This is a genomic window from Janibacter indicus, assembly GCF_900176385.1.
Classification (GTDB): domain Bacteria; phylum Actinomycetota; class Actinomycetes; order Actinomycetales; family Dermatophilaceae; genus Janibacter; species Janibacter indicus.
On the sequence record NZ_FWXN01000005.1, the window covers coordinates 123,565 to 142,906 of the forward strand.

A 19,342-nucleotide genomic window follows, 5' to 3' on the forward strand; every position below is an offset into this window, starting at 1 on the left:
AGAGGGGGTGCGCATTGCCGTAGGGCAGTGCGAAGGGGGGCGGGATCAGGCGTCGGAGCGGGCGTCGAGGACGGCGATCACCCGACGGCCCCAGCGCAGGTTTTCTTCCTCGAAGCTGATCCCGCGCAGGAGTGTGAGGTACTGCCCCACCGGCTCGCCCGAGGCGAGGAACTCCTCCTCGCTGCGGCCGGCGAGGGTGCGCTCCTGGACGAGGTGGTAGATCGCGAGCTTGGCCTCGAAGGCCTCCATCCGCTCGACGACGTGCTCACGGATCGCCTCGGGGTCACCGGACTCGAGTGCGGCGACCTGGACGAGCATCTCGTCGCGCACCGCCAACGGCTTGGGCGAGCGCAGGGTGTGCGCCCGCAGCGCCTTGCGCCCGGCCGGGGTGAGCCGGAAGACCCGCTTGTCGGGGCGCTTGGACTGGGCCACGTGACGGGCGGCGACGAGTCCCGCCTCCTCCATCTTGTCCAGCTCGCGGTAGAGCTGCTGCGGGCTCGCGGTCCAGTAGTTGGCCACCGACACGTCGAAGGCCTTGGCCAGGTCGTAGCCCGACGACTCGTCATGGGCGAGAGCGGTGAGGATCGCGTCCTGGAGGGCCATGGGGCGATGGTAGGCGTCCCTTCGAGACGGTCGGCCGCCGGCGGCCTCCCTCTCAGGGACCAAGGGGTTCCCCTTATTCACTTTGTTGAGTAGGTTGGCGGCATGTTCCGAGACGCAGTGGAAGCCAAGGACCTCGACGCGGTGGACGAGCTGCTCGCGGAGGACGTCGTCTTCCGCAGCCCGGTCGCCCACACCCCCTACCCCGGCAAGGCGATCACGAGCGCGATCCTGCGCGAGGTCGTGGAGGTCTTCGAGGACTTCCGCTACGTGCGCCAGCTGCGTGACGGGTCGGAAGAGGCCTACGTCTTCGAGGCCACGGTCGACGGGCTCGAGATCACCGGCTGCGACTTCCTCACCCTCGACGACGAGGGCAAGGTCGTCGAGTTCATGGTCATGACCCGCCCGCTCAAGGCATCTCAGGCGCTCGCCGCCCGGATGGCCGAGCGCTTCGAGGCGATCAAGCAGGCGGCCGCCAGCCGGTGAGGTCTGGCCGCTTGGCCACGACCCCGTCACCCGACGAGCGTCCGGTGAGCCGGCGCCCGACCCAGGGGCCGAGATGGCGGCGAGCCCACGCCACCTCGGAGCGAAGGGAGGTCCGCGGCGGATCCCCTTGTGGCACAGCCGCCCACGCGCCGACGTCCGGCACCCCGAGAGCGTCCGCCGCGGCCATCGCCAGACGCTCGTGCCCGAGCGACGACAGGTGCAGCCGGTCGTCGGCCCAGGCCCGCCGGTCCTCGAAGATCGTCCCGGTCGTCATCGCCGGCGGCTCCATCCCGTGCTCGGTCGACAGCCACGCGTAGATCTCGTTGAGCCGGACCCGCCGCCGCGCGAGCAGCCACCCGGCCGGCGAGACCGACCGGATGTCGGGGATCGGCACGACGACGAGACGCGCCCCCTTCGCCGTGAAGGGGGCGACGATCTCGGCGAGCGTCGCCCGCAGCACGTCGGGGTCGAAGCGTGGGCGCAGCAGGTCGTTCATGCCCGCGGTGAGCGTGACGACGTCGGGCTCCATCGCCAGCGCCGCCTCGACCTGCGTCGCGAGCACCTCGTGGGCGCGCAGCCCACGCACGGCGAGGTTGGCGTAGTCGACCTCGCCGTGGTGGGCGGCGAGCAGCTCGGCGAGCCGGTCGGTCCAGCCGCGCGGGCTGCCGTCGGGCCACGGCTCGTCGCCGATGCCCTCGGACAGGCTGTCGCCGATGGCGACGTAGCGCCGCGGTGGCGTGGTCATGCGATCAGACCGCGGCGGCGACGCGGGTGCCCTGGTCGATCGCCCGCTTGGCGTCGAGCTCGGCAGCGACGTCGGCACCACCGATGAGGTGCACGGTGACCCCCTTCGCCTGGAGCTCGTCGTGGAGGGTGCGGTTGGGCTCCTGCCCGGTGCACAGGACGATCGTGTCGACGTCGAGCACCTGCGGCGCGCCGTCGACGGTCACGTGCAGACCGTCGTCGTCGATGCGCTCGTAGGTGACGCCCGGGACCATGGTCACCCCGCGGGCCTTGAGCTCGCTGCGGTGGATCCAGCCCGTCGTCATGCCCAGGCCGGCACCGACCTTGGAGGTCTTGCGCTGCAGGAGGGTCACCTCGCGTGCTGCCGACCGGTGCGAAGGGGAGGTCAGCCCACCCGGCGTGGTCTCGGCCTCGTCGATGCCCCAGGTCTGCTGGAAGGCCGCGATGTCGAGGCTCGCGTCGTCGCCGGGGTCGGTGACGAAGGCGGCGACATCGAAGCCGATGCCGCCGGCACCGAGGATCGCGACGCGCTCCCCCACCTCGGCGCCGCCGCGCAGCACGTCGAGGTAGCCGACGACCTTGTCGTGGTCGACGCCCGGCAGCTCGGGCACGCGCGGGGTGACGCCGGTGGCGATGGCGACCTCGTCATAGCCCTCGAGGTCGTCGGCCTCGACACGGGCGCCGAGCTTGACGTCCACGCCGGTGTCGGTGAGCTTGTGCCGGAAGTAGCGCAGGGTCTCGTCGAACTCCTCCTTGCCGGGGACGCGCCGCGCGACGTCGAGCTGACCGCCGATGTCGTCCGCGGCGTCGAAGAGCGTGACGTGGTGGCCGCGCTCGGCGGCGGTCGTCGCAAAGGCCAGGCCGGCCGGGCCGGCACCGACGACGGCAATCCGCTTCGCCAGCCGGGTCGGGCCGATGACCAGCTCGGTCTCGTGGCAGGCGCGGGGGTTGACGAGGCAGGAGGTGATCTTGCCGGCGAAGGTGTGGTCGAGGCACGCCTGGTTGCAGCCGATGCACGTGTTGATCGTCTCGGGGGCACCGGCAGCGGCCTTGTTGACCAGCTCGGGGTCGGCGAGGAAGGGCCGGGCCATGGAGATCATGTCGGCGTAGCCGTCGGCGAGGAGCTGCTCGGCGACCTCGGGGGTGTTGATCCGGTTCGTCGCGACGAGCGGGACGGTGACGGCGCCCATGAGGCGCTTCGTCACGCCGGCCCAGGCGGCGCGCGGGACCTGGGTGGCGATCGTGGGGACGCGGGCCTCGTGCCACCCGATGCCGGTGTTGATGATGTCGGCACCGGCGGCCTCGACCTCGCGGGCGAGCTCGACGACCTCGTCGTGGGTCGAGCCGTCGGGCACGAGGTCGAGCATCGACAGGCGGTAGACGAGGACGAAGTCGTCGCCGACGGCGGCGCGCACCCGGCGGATGACCTCGATCGGGAAGCGCATGCGGCCCTCGTAGGACCCGCCCCAGTCGTCGGTGCGCTGGTTGGTGCGCGTGACGATGAACTGGTTGATGAGGTAGCCCTCGGAGCCCATGATCTCGACGCCGTCGTAGCCGGCCTGCTGGGCCAGTCGCGCACACCTGGCGTAGTCGTCGATGGTGCGCTGGATGTCGGCCTCGGTCATCTCCCGCGGGACGAAGCGGCTGATCGGCGCCTGGATCGGCGAGGGCGCGACCATCTGCGGGTGGTAGGCGTAGCGGCCCGTGTGCAGGATCTGCATCGCGATCCTGCCGCCCTCGGCGTGGACCGCGTCGGTGATCAGCCGGTGGTCGGCGACGTCGGCCTCGCTCGTCAGCGTCTTGCCCCCGGGCAGCGGGGCGCCCTCGTCGTTGGGGGCGATGCCGCCGGTGACGATGAGGCCGGCTCCCCCCTTCGCCCGCTCGGCGTAGAAGGCGGCCATCCGCTCGAAGCCGTCGGGCTGCTCCTCGAGGCCGACGTGCATCGAGCCCATGAGGCTCCGGTTGCGCAGGGTGGTCCGCCCGACGGTGATGGGCTCGAGCAGGTGGGGGTACGAGTGAGGCATGGTCGACGACTCCAATGGTCAATTTGTTGTCTAGGTGGAGTCTGCCACGCGGACCGGCGTCGGCGAAAGGTGCGGTGACTCAGCCGACGCCCTGGTCGACGAGGCGCCATCGCTCGTCGTCGCCGTTGCGGGCGAACACGTAGCCCCAGCTCGTGCGGCTCGTCGCGGCGAAGGACCCGTCGGACTGGAGCACCCGGAACTGCACCGGCACGTACTGCACCTGCCGCCAGTCGCCGAGGCGGGTGCCGATCCGGTTGTAGGCACGGGCGCTCCCGATGCTGTCCTCGGCGACGATGAGGTCCCGCTGGCTCAGCAGGTCGACGTAGGAGGGCACGAAGTGCTCGGCCCGCTCCTCGGAGACGATCGCCCGCATCGTGTCGAGGTCGCGGGCATTGGAAGCGTCGATCCACGCCTGGGCGACCTCCTCCGGCGTCGCCTGCGCCGTCGGCACGGGCACCTGCCCCCGTGGTGCGACGAGCACATAACCCCCGACCCCACCCAGCACGACGGCCGTCACGACCACCACGGTGAGCCACTGCCAACGCGACATCGCGTCCCCCTTCGATCCCCTGGGGGCACGGTACTCCGATGGGCCCGCGACAGCGGGGATCTGACGAGCCGCCCATCCGCATAACATAAGTGAAAATGCTTTCCCCTATGTAAGATCGTCACATGGCTCGCGCAGGCGACACCTCGATCACCTGGGAGACCCTGCCGTGGGATCGCGACCCGCGGCAGGCCCTCTCCCGCAGCCAGCGCGCCCGGATCACGTCGACGTACCAGGCCGCGATCCCCCGACGTATCGCGACGCTCGCTCCCACGATCACGGCGGAGGCTGCTGCGGCAGCCGATGACGCGCGGGCCGAGATCTCTCGCTTCGACGCCGAGCTGTCGACCCTGCTGCCGGGTACCGAGCTGGCCCCCCTCGCCTCGGTCCTGCTGCGCACCGAATCGGCCTCCTCCTCGCAGATCGAGGACGTCACCGCCGGGGCACGGGCGCTGGCCATGGCGGAGCTGGACCTGGCCCGCCCTGGCAGCAATGCCCAGCTCGTCGCGGCCAATGTCGAGGCCATGCGCCGAGCCGTCGAGCTCGCCGAGGAGATCTCGCCGGCGTCGATCCTCGCCGTGCACGCGGCCCTCATGCACGGGACGCCGTCTGCCGACCCGGGCACCTTCCGCGACCAGCAGGTCTGGGTCGGCGGCTCGTCGGTCTCCCCCCATGGTGCGAGCTTCGTCGCCCCGCACCACGACCGGGTCCCCGCAGCGATCGACGACCTGTGCGCCTTCATCGAGCGCACCGACGTGCCCCTCCTCGTCCAGTGCGCGATCGCGCATGCGCAGTTCGAGACGATCCATCCCTTCGTCGACGGCAACGGTCGCGTGGGGCGGGCCCTCGTGCACGCCATGCTCCAGCGCGCCGGCGCGACGACCCGTGCCACCGTCCCGGTCTCCGCCGGCCTCCTCGGCGACACCCGCAGCTATGTCGACGCCCTCACGGCCTACCGCGCGGGCGACGCCTCCCCGATCGTCACCCGGTTCGCCGACGCCGCCTTCGCCGCGATCGGCAACGGCCGTCGGCTGGCGCACGACCTCGTCGAGATCCACGAGACGTGGACCGACCGGATCACCGCGCGGCGCACGGCCGCGATCTGGCGGGTGCTCACCCTGCTGCTGCGGCAGCCCGTCATCACCTCGGCGACGATCCAGACCGAGATCGGCCTCTCGCAGCCGGCAGCCGATGCCGTGATCGCCCGGTTGCGCGACCACGGCATCGTCAGACGCGCGAGCGGCAGGCAGCGCTACGTCGCGTGGGTCGCACCTGAGGTGACCAGCGCCCTGGACGCATTCGGCGAGCGGGCTCGACGCGGCTGACGTGGCCTGACGAAGGGGGCGACGCTGCGGTCACACCGCCGACGCCACCTCCAGCAGCGCCGAGGTCGCCGGGCTGAGGCGAGCACCCTTGCGCCACACCGCCGTCAGCGGACGCTCGAGGTCGAGGGTTGTCGGTACGACGACCAGTCCCCCGGTGTCCACCTCGGCAGCGACCGCTCGCTCCGACACGACCGCCGGCCCCAGGCCGGCGCGGACCGCACCGAGCAGCGCGGCGGTCGAGCCCGCCTGCAGCGCCACCGTCGGCCGCTGCCCGAGCGCCCGCTCGAAGGTGCTGCGCGTCCCGCTGCCCTCCTCGCGCAGCACCCAGTCGGCCGCGCCGAGCGCCGGTGCGGTCAGCGGGGAGCGCCGGCGCGCCCACGCGTGACCGGGTGGCACCACGACGACGAGCCGGTCGGTGCCGACGATGCGGTGCTCGAGGCCAGGGGCCGTCATCGTCGTCTCGACGAAGCCGATGTCGACGAGCCGGCTGCGGACCATGTCGGCGACCCGGTCGCTGTTGACGACGTGCAGCTGCGGGTGGACCTCGAGGCGCTCACGGAGCTCGCCGAGCCAGCGCGGCAGGATGTGCTCGGCGATCGTCAGGCTCGCGGCGACGCTCACCTCGCCCCGCCTGGCCCCGCGCAGCGAGGCCAGGCCCGAGCGCATCGTGTCGGCCTCGCGCAGCACCTGCCGCGCCCAGGCGACGACGGCCTGCCCGTCGGTGGTCAGCCGCGAGCCCCGCGGGGTGCGATCGAGCAGCGTCAGCTGCCAGCGCGCCTCGAAGGCCCGCACCCGGGCACTCGCTGACGGCTGGCTCAGACCCCGGTCGCGTGCCGCCGCGCTCAGGCTGCCGGCGTCGTCCACCGCGACGACGAGCCGCAGCGTCTCGATGTCGAGATCGGGCAACTCAGCCATAGTCCAAGACTATGACCTGGGGCGTGACCGGGGTCTACTGGGCGGCCTCGACGACCGGCACCGTGGTGGTCATGCAGACGATGACCGCACGGCCCCCTTCGAGACGCTTGCTGCGCAAGCTCCTCAGGGAGCGAGGCGGACGCACGCTCCTCAGGCAGCGAGGGTCGGCAGCGACCCTCGTCGCGCCGCTGGCGGCCGCCGCCCTGGCGCTGGCCTTGGGCACGGTGGTCCCGCTGCTCGGCCCCCTGCTCATCGCCCTGATCATCGGGGTGGTCGTGGTCAACAGCCGTCTGGGCAGCCACCCGGCGATCGCCGGTCACGGCGCCACTCGGTTCCTCCTCCGGCTGGGCGTGGCCGCGCTCGGGCTGCGCCTCCCCTTCGCCGACATCGTCTCGATCGGGCCGAGCGGGCTCGTCGTCATCGCGGCCACGGTGCTCGCGACCTTCACCGGAACGCAGTACGTCGGTCGGCGACTCGGCCTCGAGGACGGACTGGTCATGCTCATCGCCACCGGCTTCTCCATCTGCGGCGCCGCGGCCATCGCCGCCGTAGAGGACACCGTCCGGGCCAGGCAGCAGCACGTCGCCCTGGCCGTAGCCATGGTCACGATCTATGGCTCGGCGATGATGGTCGCGGTGCCCTGGCTCGCGGGGGTCATCGGCCTGAGCGATGGGCAGGCCGCGATCTGGGCCGGCGCGAGCATCCACGAGGTCGCGCAGGTGGCCGCGGCGGGCTCGCTCATCGGCACCTCGGCCGTGGCGCTGGCCATGACGGTCAAGCTCGGCCGGGTCGCCCTGCTCGCACCGCTGTCGGTCGTGCTCGCCCGCACCACCCCAGGCGCGAAGGGAGCGACCGCTCCCCTGGTCCCGTGGTTCATCGTCGCCTTTGTCGGCGCCGTCGCGGTCCGCACGAGCGGCCTGCTGCCGCAGGGGGTCCTGTCGGTCACCGACGTGCTGACGACGCTGCTGCTCGCGGCCGGCATGTACGGCCTCGGCATGGGCATCCGCGCCCGTGACCTGTGGCCGCTGCCGGTGCAGGTGCTCACCCTCGCGACGATCTCGACGCTCATCGCCGCAGGCACCTCGCTGGCGCTCGTCCTCTCGCTCACCTGAGGGCATGGCGCAGCGACGTCTCGCAGCCCTCTAGGCTCGGGCCCCGGTCGCCGTCGAAGGAGGGGCATGAGCCAGGACCGTCTCGCGGAGCGCGCACCTGCCGCGACGCCCGCGCCCGGCACGACCACGTGGATCACGCTCGTGGCACTGCTGTCGGCGGGGTGGGCGACCAACCACTTCGCGGCGATGCTGCCCGTCCTCGCCGAGGTCGCGCACATCTCCAAGCCGGGGCTGGACGCCGCCTTCGGTCTGTATGCCCTGGGTCTGCTGCCGAGCCTGCTGCTCGGCGGGGGGCTGTCCGACCGGCACGGCCGACGCCCGGTCGTGGTCACCGGCCTGACCCTCGCGGGCCTCGGCAACCTCGTCATGCTCACCTGGTCGACGCTGCCCGGCGTCACCGTCGGCCGCCTCGTCGTCGGGCTCGGTGTCGGCATGGTCGCCAGCGCGGGCACAGCGTGGGCGGCCGATCAGGACGAGACGAAGGGAGCAGCCCGCGCCGGGGTCGTGCTGACGAGCGGCTTCGCCGTCGGTCCCGTGGCCACGGCCCTCATCGCGTGGGCGGTGTCGGGCCGTACCGGCGCCCACCTTGCCTTCGCGGTGCCCGTGGTGCTCACGGCGGTCTTCGCGCTGCTCTGCCTGCGGGTGCCCGACCCTGGTCCCTCGCGGGTCGCGGCGCGGCGCGCTGCCGACGGCGACGACAGTCCCGCGGCGCCCGTGACGGACGAGCGACGACTGGGGCCGGCGCTGGCGGCGTCGCTGCCGATGGCGCTGTGGGTCTTCGCCTGCGTCACCGTCTCGATGATCGTGCTCACCGAGCGGATCGACGAGCAGTACTCCGGACCCCTGCTGCCAGCCGTGGCCGCGGTCCTGTCGCTCGGCACCGGTGTCCTCGCGCAGGTGGGGATGCGTCGTGTCGGCGGGTGGCGCGGCCTCGGCGTCGTCGGGGCGGGACTGGCGACGACCGGCTACGTCATCGCGGGGGTGGCGGGCGCGCAGGTCGGGCTGGCGACCTTCGCCGTCTGCTCGGTGGTCCTCGGCTGCGCCTACGGCCTGTGCCTCGGGCAGGGGCTGCGCGATGTCGAGCGTCTCGCACCGCTCGCCAGCCGCGGCGTGGCGACCGGCCTCTTCTACGTCGTCTCCTACTCGGGCTTCGCCCTCCCCTTCGTCCTCAACACCTACGAAGACAACCTCGGCGCGTCGGCGCCGATGTACGCGCTCGCGGCGCTGGCGGCGACCACCGCGCTGGCGCGACTGCGGCAGGTGCGCCGCAGCAGCGCCGCGGACCTCCAGCCGGTCCGCTGACGCTACGCCGTTGCTCCGTACTGCGGGGCAACGGCGTAGCAACCGGGCGGAACCGCCGCCCCTCTCCTCAGTGCGGCAGCCCGTGCTCGTCGTACATCGCCTCGAGATCGGCTCTCATGGCCTCGCGGTCGGCATCTGTCGAGGCGTCCCGCATCGCGTCAACGATCTCTCGGACTCGCTCGACTCGTCTCTCGGCGGAGATGTCGCTCCCGCTGCGACGAGTCCGGCGAGGAGCTGCTCGGGCGTCGCTTCCAGTCGACTCCATGGCTGGACCTCCTACGTGCGAAGTTACACCCGCGCACAACGACTCAGTTCACGCTGCCTAGAGCAGCTCGTCGAGGACGAGCTCATCCAGTCGCGCGCCGACACGATGCTCGCCCACCTCGCTGGTCTGGGTCCCACGTTCGCGTGGGCGGTGCGACGAGCGCAGCGCGGAGCCTCGATACCCGCCCCGCGACCATCACCCACGTTGGCTGCCCTTCGCGCGGTCGGGCGAGCTGGGGCCGAAGGCGTCTGCCTGAGGCGCTCAGCGACTGTCGCACCCTCGATGCGGGACGAGCCGTCCTACGTCGAGACGTGCTGGACTCCGTGGACTGCCCGCACGAGTGCCGCCAGCTGCGGATTGACCCCAGCCTCCGACTCGAGTGCCGACTCGACCTGCAGCAGCTCAGCCGGCGAGAGCCGTAGCACTCGCTCCTCCGCCATCACCGCGCGAGCGCGCTCCAGCGACGCGCCCATGATGAAGGACGTCAGGTCTTGCCCCTGGAGTTCGGCGGCATCGCGCAGGAGCTTGAGCGAGTCCTCGCTGCAGCGCACGTTGATGCGCTCTGTCTTGGTTGTCATCGGCTGCCTCCTGAGCACTTCAGCGTACGCACTCTGTATGTACACGGCAAGTGACTTACAGACCATCGAACGTCGCACGCAGTTCTTTGGTAGTCAGGAATAGATGCATGGGGTTGTCGGCGAAGGGTGTGAAGCCGTGCGTGGTGTAGAAGGTCACCGCATCGACGTCGAACGCGTGAACTACCACCATCTCGAAGCCAACCTGCGCACTCGCGGTGACGAAGCCCCGAAGGGCATGCACGAGCAATTGGCGACCAACACCTCGACCGGCGCTCCGCTCGTCCACCGCAAGACGTGCAAGGAGCACTGCTGGGATGGGGTATCGCCTCCTCGGGGAACCGTGGAGACGCGCAACCTCGCCCAGCTCTAGTCGATAGGTCGTCGTGGCGTAGTAGCCCAGCACTCCATCGGACTGAGGATCGACGGCAAGGAACGTCCGGGTGTTGTTCGATCTCTCTTGATGGCCGGCATGCTGCTTGAGCCACGCATCGAGATCAGGCTTGCCACAAGAAAAGCCTGAACGGTCAATCGCCCGGGAGAACGAAACGATCTCTACGGGGCGCATGCCCTCAGCCACCCTCGCCCCTCCGTCATTGCCCTAGAGCAGCGTGACCCAGTACCAATCCGGCGTGCGGGACCCGGGCCACCCGGTCGCCGCGTCGTCGGGAAGGATCTCGCCACCCGGCCACCCGGGGCCGTCGCCACCGACGCGCAAGGCCTGCAGCCGCGCTCGCTCGGCCATGGCCTCGCGCCACTGGTCGGCCATCTCCCGCTCCTCCGGCCGCTGGAAGCCGACCCAGTCGCCACAGCAGTCGCAGACCTCCATCTGCTCGGCCCGAGTGGCTGGCCCGCGACGCCACTCGTCCAGAACCCGCTGCGCCAGCGCGGCCAGCTCGCCCGTGCCCAGACCGCTCCGCAGGCCGTCCGTCATCCCACCCAACGTCACTCCCCCTTCGTCCTCCAGCGACGAGGCCAACACTAGGTGCGGGCACCGACAACGCTCGGGCGCCGGACGGCTTCGAGGCTCCTCGGTCGTACCTCAGCCAACAGGGGGGAGCGCTCCCCCTGTCCGCTGGCCGGCGGGAGGACAAGGATGGAGCCATGGCGACCTTCCCGCTCCCACTCCCGTCGACCCAGCCCGAGCCGCAGCCTGCCGTCGACCTCGGTGGTGGCACCGTGGCGACGCTGCGCTGCGCGGGTGAGGTGGCTCCCTTCGCCCGGCCGGTCGTCGACCGCTACCGCCGCCACCACGAGGCGGGCAACACGGAGGACGGGCTGCGGACGATGGTGGGCTTCGGCTTCTGGCAGCTGCGGCAGGACCGGGAGACGCAGTTCGCGATCACGGCGCCGGACTACGCGGCGGAAGACTTCGTCGACGCCACGACCGATGTCCGGGAACTACCGATTCTGATCATTCGGCCCTGTTTGAACGAGGAGAATGATCGTGATGATCAAAAAGCGCTCGTGAACGAAGATTCTGATCACTCTGAACGAGGATATTGATCCGAGTCGCCAGCACCATGCCTGCCGCGAAGCACTGGTTCGTGGTCCGATCCTCCGAGCCAGGGCGAGCTAGTTGTGGCGTAACCTGTGGGCTGGATGGACCTGACCGACAACCAACTTCTAAGAGTTTATGAACAGGTGTATAGCGGCCTTATACGCCCTTATACTTTCGTCCAACTCAACGGAGGCCACCCCTCGTGCAGGTGGCTTGGCCCTAAAGGCGCGAGCGGTAGTCCTTGATCTTCTGGTCGATGACCGCCAGCGCGCGGGTGACGCGGTCTTGCTCGGCCAGGACATGGTCGCGGTGGGTCAGGAGTAGGTTGAGCCGTTCGGCGACGCCGGCGGGGTCCTGACTGACGTAGTGGGTGAAGCTCGCGATGTCGGCCAGGGGCATCCCGGTAGCGCGTAGGTGCAGGAGCACTTCCAGCAGGTGCACGTCGGCCTCGGTGTAGGCGCGCCGGCCGCCCGCGTCGCGGCCGGGGTTGGGCACGACGCCGCGTCGCTCGTAGTAGCGCAACGTGTCGGGAACCAGACCGAGGTGCTGTGCGACGTCACCGATCGAGCGGGTGGTCATCGGTGCGTTCCGTTTCGCGTGTGGTCCAGGGCATCGAGCACTCTTGGCTCGATGTGGGTCGACACGGCCTGGGCGGCGCTGATCAACTGCTCTCGACTCGAGACGCCCACGACGGGGATGACTGGATCGGTGCGCTGAGTCATCCACGCCAGCACCATCTGTCCAGCGTCCAGCCCGTGCGCGTCGGCGGCGTCGTGGAGGGCAGACAACGCCGACTGTGTCCCTGAGTGGCGGAATCCTTCGGGCAGCTCTCGGTCGGTGCGGGTGTAGGCGCCGCTGAGCAGCGGCGAGTAGCCCAGCAGCGACACCCCCGCGTCACGGGCCACCACAACCGTCTCCTCGTCCAGCAGGACGTGCGGGGACAGATCGGCTGTCGGCGCCGGGGTCAGGTAGGTGAAGCGGTTCTGCAGGGCCGCGTACCGCGGGCCGTCGCCAGCTGCTCCAGTTGCTTCCGCAAGGCGCGGCGCCGTCAGGTTGCTCGCCGCTATAGCTCGGGTCAGCCCGTCGGTCACCAACTGCTGCAGGCCACCGAGGATCTCGGGCATCGGCACCGTGTCGTCGTCGATGTGCGCGTAGACCAAATCGACGTGGTCGGTCCGCAGGCGAGCGAGGCTCGCCCGGACCTGCTCGGCCACCGACGCCGGTCGCAAGCCCATGGCGTCGGACAGGTCCCCGCCCGGCCGGGCGGGCCGGGCCCCGACCTTGGTCGCCAGCGTGACTCGCTCACGTGCCGCTGATCCTCGGGCGGCGACCCACGCGCCCAAGCACTGCTCTGACTCATCACCGGTCGCGCCCTCGCGCCAGAACGCGTAGTTGTTGGCAGTGTCCACGAAGGTGGCCCCTCGCTCGAGGGCCATGTCGAGCAGGTCATGGGCAACTGGGACCGCGACATCGGTGCCCCAGTACATCGTCCCCAGGGCCAATGGCGGGATCGCTACGTCGACGCCGGACAACCGCATCGTGTTCTCAAACGTCGTCATGACCCCACCCTGCAACCTGGACCAAACTCCAAGTCAAGGATCCGAGAATGAGCGACGTCACCCCGGGTTCATCAGCAATCCCTTCGGCGGTCGGGATCGGGCAGGATGATTCAAGGATCTGTGAAGGACCGGGGAAGGCCGATCGGAGCCATTCGTCCGTACTCGCTGGGGGTCGGCTCGTCGTCGCTGCCGGTAGGTGAAGGTCCTCGGTCTCGATGGGCGGCAGCCTCGTGAACTCGTCCTGGAGGTGAGCAAAGTCCACGGAACCACCGCCGCGCGGGCTCTTGCTGCCGGGACCTTTACGGACGGCCCATCTGTCGGTCATGTGCGGACAGCATCAGCTCGGCGACCATCGTTGCCTGACGGATCATGAAGCGAGCGGCCTCCACGGTGACGCCGCTCGGAAGCGTTCGCCCATGCCCAGTGCCATGCGCGTTCCTCAACTCGTTGATGGCCTCGACCACGGTTCGGACGGCTTGATAGACCTTCCGGATCTGCTTCCCGCCCTCCGTCGTCGCGTCCACGTTCCGGGGCATCACGCCGAGTTGCTCCATGCTGAGCGACATCACCTCGGGGAAGTCCATGGTTCGGTCAGGAAGACGCCCGCCTTCTTCGAGGACGAACTTCCCGATTGATTCCAGGAGTTCTTTGGCGGTGCCGAGCAGGAGCCCTGGATCCTCCGTGTTGCGGCGCAGCCGATTCAGTTGCTCGTTGAGGGCTTCCCGGCTACCTACCTCAAGAATGATGTCCCCGATGGGTTCGAGCCGCCCCTCCCGCGTGAGTGTCCATCCCACCTGTTGGAGCGCGTTTCGCAGGGCAGACCGCTCCATCTCGAGCGATGAGTCCTGAAATACACCGTGGACACGGAAGGAACTCAAGAGTTCCTCGACCAAGCGGCGGCCTCCTGCCGGCTCCCGCCATACGGAACGGCAGGCCCTGGTGATGCGGTCCACCTTGTTGGGGCTGTCGATGGAGCCAGAGCTGTATGGGGCGACGTCCCCGAGCCCGGCCGCATAGAAGGCCGAGGTCAATGAGGAGTGCGACGGTCCTACGCCGCCCTTAACGAAGGTGCTCAATGCCGCAGCGACCTCGCCGTTCACAGGGTTGTCCATGTCGTCAGACTATGGGGATCAATCTTCAGGGCCGGCGTGGCTCGAGTGATCAGATTCCTTCGAACCCGGACAACCGACGACCTGACGCTCGCGCTATGGATCGAGGCCGCCCAGGCGGACGTGCTCAGCCGCGCGGACGTCGATGGTGCGCCGGTAGACATGGCGATGGGCGTGACCTTCACCAAGGCGGCACTGACGGTCGTCGAAAGGAGCCGGACCGACGAGCTCGTCCTCGTGCGGCGCCCGTCGACGTCGGAGGACGACTCCGGCTGGCTGGTGCGCACGGCCGAGAAGTCCTTCCTGCGCAACAAGGAGTTCGAGGTCCTCGCCGGGCTGCTCGTGCAGTCGGCCGCCTACCTCGTGCCGCTACTCGCGCTGCCGACGGGGACGGTGGCGCGGGTCGCCGACGGCCGCTTCCTCGGGGCCTGGGCCACGCGGGCCACAGACCGCACCGTCACCGATGCTGACCGGCAGCTGCTCGACGCGGACGGTCGCGGTGCCGGCGCACCCATCGGCGAGCGGAGCCCGGCGGCATCCACCACCGAGACGATCGAAGAGGCCGTCGACGGCGTGACCCTGCGCGCGCGGACCCGCCCGCAGCTCGCGCCGCTGGCCGGCAGCGTCCTCATGGCCTTCGCCGCCGGCGCGGCCGGTCCGCTGGAGCCCGGCGCCCGCCTGCAGATGTCGTATGCGCCCTACACGCTCGAGGCCACGGACGAAGGGGGCGTCCTCCTCGTCACGACCCCGGACTTCTCCTCTCCCGAGGCCTATCGGGAGCGGGCGACCGATGACCTCACCGGTGCCCTGGTCGGGCAGGTCGAGCAGGTGCAGACGGCTCGCAAGGCGGGTGTCGACGCGGCGCCGGTGCCACCGAGACGATCGCGATCCAATCGGCTGCCCTCGACGCGATCGTCCTGGGGCAGCCCGCCGCGTTCGTCATGGAGCGCTTCGAGCTCGACCCCGGCGCGCAGGCCCTGACCGATGGCACCCGCCGGTCCGGGTGGTCGATCGTCATGACCACCGCGCAGACCGACGAGGAACGCGCGCTGCGCAACATCGACGCGGGCGAGCTGCAGGCGTGCGACCGCACCTTCGGCCCCTATCTGGCGCTGCCGCTCGGGTCGCTGCTGCAGTTCGCCGGTGGCGAGCTGCACTCGGCGCACCTCGTCGACCAGGCGAAGCTCGACAAAGTCTTCGAGCGCGGCGAGTACCGCACGATGGGTGAGGTGCTCGCCTCGGGCGAGGCGTCGCGGCCGCTCTTCGTCGACGCTGACTGAGTCGGCCTCGCCCTTCCCCACCGGTCCCTGAGGAGGCGAGGAACGAGCCGTCTCGAAGGGCCAGTGGGGACCCCTCCCCATGGTCAGTCGGGCTCGTCGGGTGACTGGAGCGGCAGCAGCTCGAGGGCTTCGCTCGTGAGGCGAGCGGTGGTCTCGAGCAGCTCGCCGAGGGATGACGACCGCAGCAGCGCGAGCTGGTCGAGGACACCGAGCTGGGCGATCCAAACCAGCTGCCAGCTGCGGGTGACCGGGTCGTCGGCCAGCTCGATGTCCGCGGGCAGCGCCGGCGAGCGGTGCTCGCTCATGACCGTCAGTGCGCGTCGCACGGTGCGCTCGGTCTCGGCCAGGCGCGGGGCGTCGTCGTCGGCCCATGTCAGGTCCGGCAGGCGCCACACCTCGGCCCTCGGGTAGGGGTCGTCGGGCAGCCACTCGACGACCTCGATGCGCTCCTGACCACGAGCGATGAGCCCGACCCGACCGCCACCCATCGGACGCACCTGCTCGATGCTCGCGACGCACCCGACGGCGAAACGCTGGTCTCCCCCGCCGACCTCGAAGCCCCGCTCGATGAGCACCACCCCAAAGCGCCCGTCGCCGGCCGCGACGTCGCGCAGCATCGTCAGGTAGCGCGGCTCGAAGACCCGCAGCGGCAGCGGCTGCCCGGGCAGCAGCACCGCCCCGAGGGGGAACATCGGCAGCACGGTCACTCGCCATCTGCGGCGGCACGGCGCCGCTCGGCCAACAGCTCGTCGACCAGAGAGCGGCCAGGGGGCAGCGACGACGCGAAGGACCGCAGCTCTGCCACCGCGTCCGCCTGACGCTCGATGACGACACGACGGCCCTCGACGTGCAGGTGCACCTCGTCACCGGGCGCGAGCCCGAGTGCGGCGCGGACGTCTGCGGGGATGACGAGACTGCACTCCTGACCCAAGGTGACTGTGGCCTCCATGAAGCCATCGTGGCCCGTGTGTCAACGGCGCGCCATCCCCCGATCGCTGGCTAACGAGCCCGCACGTGATCGACGCATAGAGGCGCCCCTACACACCCAGCGCCCAGATACTCGCCTACGGCGCGCCGACGAGCAAGGTCCACCTCGCCGATGGCCCGCCACCTGAGCGAAGGGGACGGCGCCGCTTGAAGGATCGCCACTTCGATGCCGTCACGAGGGCAGGTTCCGCCACGAGTACCCGAGCCAGGAACCCAAAGGTCGAGCAACGCTTGCGAGGGTCTGCCCCCGATCTGGTTGACACTCGGGGTTTGCAGTAATCACGCCGCTTCTGCGGTCGCGTAGATCATCTCAAACTCGACAGGGGTGAGCTTCCCGAGGGCGCGTTGGCGCCGGCGTCGGTTGTACTTGGTCTCGATCCAGGTGACGATCGCGAGGCGGAGGTCTTCGCGGGTGTCCCAGCGCTGGGTGTCGAGGACGTTCTTCTGCAGCAGGGAGAAGAAGCTCTCCATGCTGGCGTTGTCGCCGGCGCCGTAGGAGCGGCCCATCGAGCCGATCAGGTCGTTGTTCGCGAGCAGCCGCTGGGTCTTCTTGGCCCTGAATTGACCAGATTCAATCGATCGTCGCACCACCGGCTGTTTGCATCGACTGTAGATGCTCCTCGAAGGCCTCGGCGGGAGTCTTCCAGCCAAGGCTCTTGCGGGGTCGTCCGTTGAGCGCCATGGCGACGGCCTGAATCTCGTCATTGCTCCACCGCGACAGGTCGGTGCCCTTCGGGAAGTACTGGCGAAGGAGCCCGTTGGTGTTCTCGTTGGTTCCGCGCTGCCACGGGCTGTGCGGGTCAGCGAAGAACACCGGGATGCCTGTCTCGACCTTGAATGCGGCGTGCGCCGACAGTTCCTTGCCGCGGTCCCAGGTCAGTGATCGCCGCATCTGCTCAGGCAACGTCGTCATGGTCGCGGCGAGTGCGTTCTTCATCGTGATCGCGCCGTAGCCGGCCAACGCCGGCCCGTTCTTCACGGTCTGCTTGTGGCGGTACCCCTCCTCCCGCGGCAGGTGGACGAGCATCGTGAAGCGCGTGGTCCGGTCGACCAGCGTGCCGATCGCTGAACGCTCCAGGCCGATGATCAAGTCGCCCTCCCAGTGGCCTGGAACCGCGCGGTCCTCCGCTTCTGCGGGGCGCTGGCTGATCAGCACTTCCTCGGTCACGTGCCCCCAAGCCTTCTGACGGTTTCGGGCTCGAGGAACGCGCAGCGCACGTCCACTGCGCAGGCAACTGACCAGCTCCCGCTTCAGCGCACCGCGGCCCTCGACGTAGAGCGCTTGGTAGATCGCCTCGTGGCTGATGCGCATGGATTCATCATCCGGGAAGTCGATCGGCAACCGACGCGCGATCTGCTCCGGGCTCCACGCCTGCGTCCAACGACGATCCTTGCGATGGGGCTTGTTACGGCCCTTCCACTCCGGCCCGTCCGGCCCCACTACCTCGCCGTCGGGCGTGTGGACGACCCCGGCCAGCCGGTCCTGGACGTAATCACGCAGCCGCTCGTTGATCACCATCTTGGCGACCTTCGGTCGCCGTGCTCGTCGCTCGGCGTGCCACTGCGCAACCGTCGCGCGGTACTCGGCCTGCGCTGACCGACTCGATGCGCCCCGCCGCAGCTCGCGCGAGATCGTCGACGGATTACGTCCGAGCCTTCGAGCGATCTCGCGGGCGCTGATGTTCTGGGCGTGCCAGATCGCGATGTCCTCGCGCTCAGCGAAGGACAGGTAGCGACCCGACACATTGGCGGGCAGGCATGGGTTCACGCCGCCAGAGTGGCGAAACCAGCGGTATCCGACCGGTTCGGACACGCCGGCCTCCTCGGCCGCGACGTCGGTCTTCACGCCGCGAGCGATAGCCGCCCAGAACGTGACTCGGTCCTGCCGCCACGCGACCGAGGGCCGTCCCGGTGACGGGATCTGTCCTCGATACGCACGGACCCGCTTCTGCCGTGGGGTTGTTCCCATCGCTTCACCTCTCGATCAAGGTGTTGCGACGACCGGTTGAATTCGCCTTGACCGCCCCTGTCCGAGTGACAGATCGTCCCGGTCGGCGATCGGAGCGCGACGGCGTTGCGCATCGCGGCCCGGGCGAGCGATGACTTCATCCGTGAGTCGATGGAGTAGCCCACGATCCTGTTCGACCAGACGTCTTTGATCGCGCAGATGTAGAGCTTCCCCTCCCGCGTGGGGTGCTCCGAGATGTCCCACAGCCACACCTTGTTCGGCCCATCGGCCACGAACTCGTGACGGACCACGCCGTGCTCGTCGACCACTGCGAGGAGGTCGTCGTGCGGCGCCGGCCCGGTGGAGCCCGCCTTGCTGCGCTTCTTGTGGTGTGACGCGGTGATGCCCGCGATGCGGCAGAGCCGGTGCACGCGGTTCTCGCCGACTCTGATGCCGTGCTCGAGGTCGAGCTCGTCGGTGAGGAACCTGTAGCCGAGGGTGGCGTCGTCCTCATGAAGGTCGTAGAGAACGTCGATGAGGTGCGCGTCGTCCCAGTCCCGCTGACAGACCGGGTCTTTGAGCCACTTGTAGTACCCCTGGGTCGACAAGCCCAGGACCCTGCACGCCACCGCGACCGGCACCCTGATCAGGGCACCGGCCGCGGCCATCTCACGGACGAGCGGGAAGACTATTTTCCCGGCAGGTTGGCCTGCGACAGGTAGGCAGCTGCCCTGCGCAGGACCTCGTTCTCCTGCTCGAGGAGCCGGATCCTCTTGTTCGCCTCACGCAGCTGCTTGCGCTCGTCGTCGGTCAGGCCGGTGCGCTTGCCGTCCTCGATATCGGCCTGCTTCATCCAGTTCGCCAGCGAGCCTTCGGAGATGCCGAAGTCCTTCGCGATCTGCGACAAGGGCGCCTGACCCTTGCGGGCCACGGCCACGACGTCGTCACGGAACTCTTTGGGGTAGGGCTTTGCCACGGGGACATCCTTCCGCCTAAGGCCGAAACCTCAGAGATCAGGTGTCAACCGAACTCGGGGCAGACCCCGACTGCGCTGTCGGCGCCT

21 protein-coding genes and 2 pseudogenes are annotated in these 19,342 nt (G+C 69.7%); 7 read left to right on the forward strand and 16 right to left on the reverse strand.

Annotated elements, in window-relative coordinates; all coding sequences use genetic code 11:
* Positions 1 to 45: 45 nt before the first annotated feature.
* Entirely contained in the window at positions 46 to 603 is a 558-nt protein-coding gene (locus B9B60_RS07250; RefSeq protein ID WP_084450514.1) for a PadR family transcriptional regulator, read from the reverse strand.
* Positions 604 to 705: 102 nt separating this feature from the next.
* Here B9B60_RS07250 and B9B60_RS07255 point away from each other — a divergent pair, with 102 nt between their 5' ends.
* Complete coding sequence (locus tag B9B60_RS07255; RefSeq protein WP_084450515.1) at positions 706 to 1,086, forward strand: nuclear transport factor 2 family protein; 381 nt, start codon at positions 706 to 708, stop codon at positions 1,084 to 1,086.
* Here the strand turns inward: B9B60_RS07255 and B9B60_RS07260 are convergent.
* From B9B60_RS07260 to B9B60_RS07270, 3 genes are all read right to left on the reverse strand, one after another.
* Entirely contained in the window at positions 1,061 to 1,831 is a 771-nt protein-coding gene (locus tag B9B60_RS07260; protein ID WP_084450516.1) for an SGNH/GDSL hydrolase family protein, read from the reverse strand. The two genes, B9B60_RS07255 and B9B60_RS07260, sit on opposite strands and share 26 nt — an antisense overlap.
* Before the next feature lie 4 nt (positions 1,832 to 1,835).
* A complete protein-coding gene (locus B9B60_RS07265) occupies positions 1,836 to 3,854 on the reverse strand; it encodes an NADPH-dependent 2,4-dienoyl-CoA reductase (RefSeq protein WP_084450517.1) in 2,019 nt (672 codons plus the stop codon).
* Positions 3,855 to 3,933: 79 nt separating this feature from the next.
* Positions 3,934 to 4,404 carry a hypothetical protein gene (locus B9B60_RS07270; protein WP_084450518.1) on the reverse strand — a complete coding sequence of 157 codons (471 nt, stop codon included), beginning with the start codon at positions 4,402 to 4,404 and terminating at the stop codon, positions 3,934 to 3,936.
* A gap of 122 nt (positions 4,405 to 4,526) precedes the next feature.
* Between B9B60_RS07270 and B9B60_RS07275 the strand changes: the two genes are divergently transcribed.
* On the forward strand, positions 4,527 to 5,726 hold the full coding sequence (locus B9B60_RS07275; protein ID WP_084450519.1) for a Fic family protein: 1,200 nt from the start codon (positions 4,527 to 4,529) through the stop codon (positions 5,724 to 5,726).
* A gap of 30 nt (positions 5,727 to 5,756) precedes the next feature.
* Here the strand turns inward: B9B60_RS07275 and B9B60_RS07280 are convergent, their stop codons facing one another.
* Positions 5,757 to 6,641: a LysR family transcriptional regulator gene (locus B9B60_RS07280; RefSeq protein WP_084450520.1), complete on the reverse strand. Its 885-nt coding sequence runs from the start codon at positions 6,639 to 6,641 to the stop codon at positions 5,757 to 5,759.
* Positions 6,642 to 6,652: 11 nt separating this feature from the next.
* On the opposite strand from B9B60_RS07280, the gene B9B60_RS07285 reads away from it, so the two are divergent.
* Positions 6,653 to 7,753 (forward strand): YeiH family protein, encoded by a 1,101-nt coding sequence (locus B9B60_RS07285; protein WP_084450521.1) that lies wholly within the window; start codon positions 6,653 to 6,655, stop codon positions 7,751 to 7,753.
* 66 nt (positions 7,754 to 7,819) lie between these two features.
* Positions 7,820 to 9,055: an MFS transporter gene (locus B9B60_RS07290; protein ID WP_084450522.1), complete on the forward strand. Its 1,236-nt coding sequence runs from the start codon at positions 7,820 to 7,822 to the stop codon at positions 9,053 to 9,055.
* 564 nt (positions 9,056 to 9,619) lie between these two features.
* Here the strand turns inward: B9B60_RS07290 and B9B60_RS07295 are convergent.
* The 3 genes from B9B60_RS07295 to B9B60_RS07305 are packed head-to-tail and all read right to left on the reverse strand — an operon-like array spanning position 9,620 to position 10,829.
* Positions 9,620 to 9,898 carry a type II toxin-antitoxin system TacA family antitoxin gene (locus tag B9B60_RS07295; protein WP_159451171.1) on the reverse strand — a complete coding sequence of 93 codons (279 nt, stop codon included), beginning with the start codon at positions 9,896 to 9,898 and terminating at the stop codon, positions 9,620 to 9,622.
* Between the two features lie 55 nt (positions 9,899 to 9,953).
* The gene (locus B9B60_RS07300) at positions 9,954 to 10,475 is read right to left on the reverse strand and encodes a GNAT family N-acetyltransferase (RefSeq protein ID WP_084450523.1); all 522 of its coding nucleotides are present in this window, start codon (positions 10,473 to 10,475) and stop codon (positions 9,954 to 9,956) included.
* A gap of 21 nt (positions 10,476 to 10,496) precedes the next feature.
* The gene (locus B9B60_RS07305) at positions 10,497 to 10,829 is read right to left on the reverse strand and encodes a hypothetical protein (protein WP_143445482.1); all 333 of its coding nucleotides are present in this window, start codon (positions 10,827 to 10,829) and stop codon (positions 10,497 to 10,499) included.
* 170 nt (positions 10,830 to 10,999) lie between these two features.
* Here B9B60_RS07305 and B9B60_RS07310 point away from each other — a divergent pair, with 170 nt between their 5' ends.
* Positions 11,000 to 11,401, forward strand: coding sequence for a hypothetical protein (locus B9B60_RS07310; protein WP_084450525.1), 402 nt, complete (start codon positions 11,000 to 11,002; stop codon positions 11,399 to 11,401).
* A 214-nt stretch (positions 11,402 to 11,615) separates the two neighbouring features.
* Here the strand turns inward: B9B60_RS07310 and B9B60_RS07315 are convergent, their stop codons facing one another.
* The 3 genes from B9B60_RS07315 to B9B60_RS07325 form a co-directional block, all read right to left on the reverse strand.
* Positions 11,616 to 11,975 (reverse strand): MerR family transcriptional regulator, encoded by a 360-nt coding sequence (locus B9B60_RS07315; RefSeq protein WP_084450526.1) that lies wholly within the window; start codon positions 11,973 to 11,975, stop codon positions 11,616 to 11,618.
* A complete protein-coding gene (locus B9B60_RS07320) occupies positions 11,972 to 12,955 on the reverse strand; it encodes an aldo/keto reductase (RefSeq protein WP_200811179.1) in 984 nt (327 codons plus the stop codon). The genes B9B60_RS07315 and B9B60_RS07320 overlap by 4 nt, the downstream gene beginning before the upstream one ends.
* Positions 12,956 to 13,254: 299 nt before the next feature.
* Positions 13,255 to 14,067: an abortive infection family protein gene (locus tag B9B60_RS07325; RefSeq protein ID WP_084450527.1), complete on the reverse strand. Its 813-nt coding sequence runs from the start codon at positions 14,065 to 14,067 to the stop codon at positions 13,255 to 13,257.
* A 159-nt stretch (positions 14,068 to 14,226) separates the two neighbouring features.
* Between B9B60_RS07325 and B9B60_RS07330 the strand changes: the two genes are divergently transcribed.
* Positions 14,227 to 15,045, forward strand: a complete 819-nt coding sequence (locus B9B60_RS07330; RefSeq protein ID WP_084450528.1) for a hypothetical protein — start codon at positions 14,227 to 14,229, stop codon at positions 15,043 to 15,045.
* A complete protein-coding gene (locus B9B60_RS07335; RefSeq protein WP_084450529.1) occupies positions 15,006 to 15,344 on the forward strand; it encodes a hypothetical protein in 339 nt (112 codons plus the stop codon). Before B9B60_RS07330 ends, B9B60_RS07335 begins: the two co-directional genes overlap by 40 nt.
* Positions 15,345 to 15,427: 83 nt before the next feature.
* Here B9B60_RS07335 and B9B60_RS07340 read toward each other — a convergent pair whose 3' ends face one another.
* The 5 genes and pseudogenes from B9B60_RS07340 to B9B60_RS17485 form a co-directional block, all read right to left on the reverse strand.
* On the reverse strand, positions 15,428 to 16,036 hold the full coding sequence (locus B9B60_RS07340) for an LON peptidase substrate-binding domain-containing protein (protein ID WP_084450750.1): 609 nt from the start codon (positions 16,034 to 16,036) through the stop codon (positions 15,428 to 15,430).
* 11 nt (positions 16,037 to 16,047) lie between these two features.
* On the reverse strand, positions 16,048 to 16,293 hold the full coding sequence (locus B9B60_RS07345) for an AbrB/MazE/SpoVT family DNA-binding domain-containing protein (protein ID WP_084450530.1): 246 nt from the start codon (positions 16,291 to 16,293) through the stop codon (positions 16,048 to 16,050).
* A 317-nt stretch (positions 16,294 to 16,610) separates the two neighbouring features.
* Positions 16,611 to 16,850: pseudogene (locus B9B60_RS07350) on the reverse strand (IS3 family transposase); the annotation flags it as partial.
* Between the two features lie 52 nt (positions 16,851 to 16,902).
* The gene (locus tag B9B60_RS07355) at positions 16,903 to 18,300 is read right to left on the reverse strand and encodes an IS30 family transposase (protein WP_084450532.1); all 1,398 of its coding nucleotides are present in this window, start codon (positions 18,298 to 18,300) and stop codon (positions 16,903 to 16,905) included.
* A gap of 47 nt (positions 18,301 to 18,347) precedes the next feature.
* Positions 18,348 to 19,255 (reverse strand): annotated as a pseudogene (locus B9B60_RS17485) (IS3 family transposase); the annotation flags it as partial.
* Positions 19,256 to 19,342 lie beyond the last annotated feature (87 nt).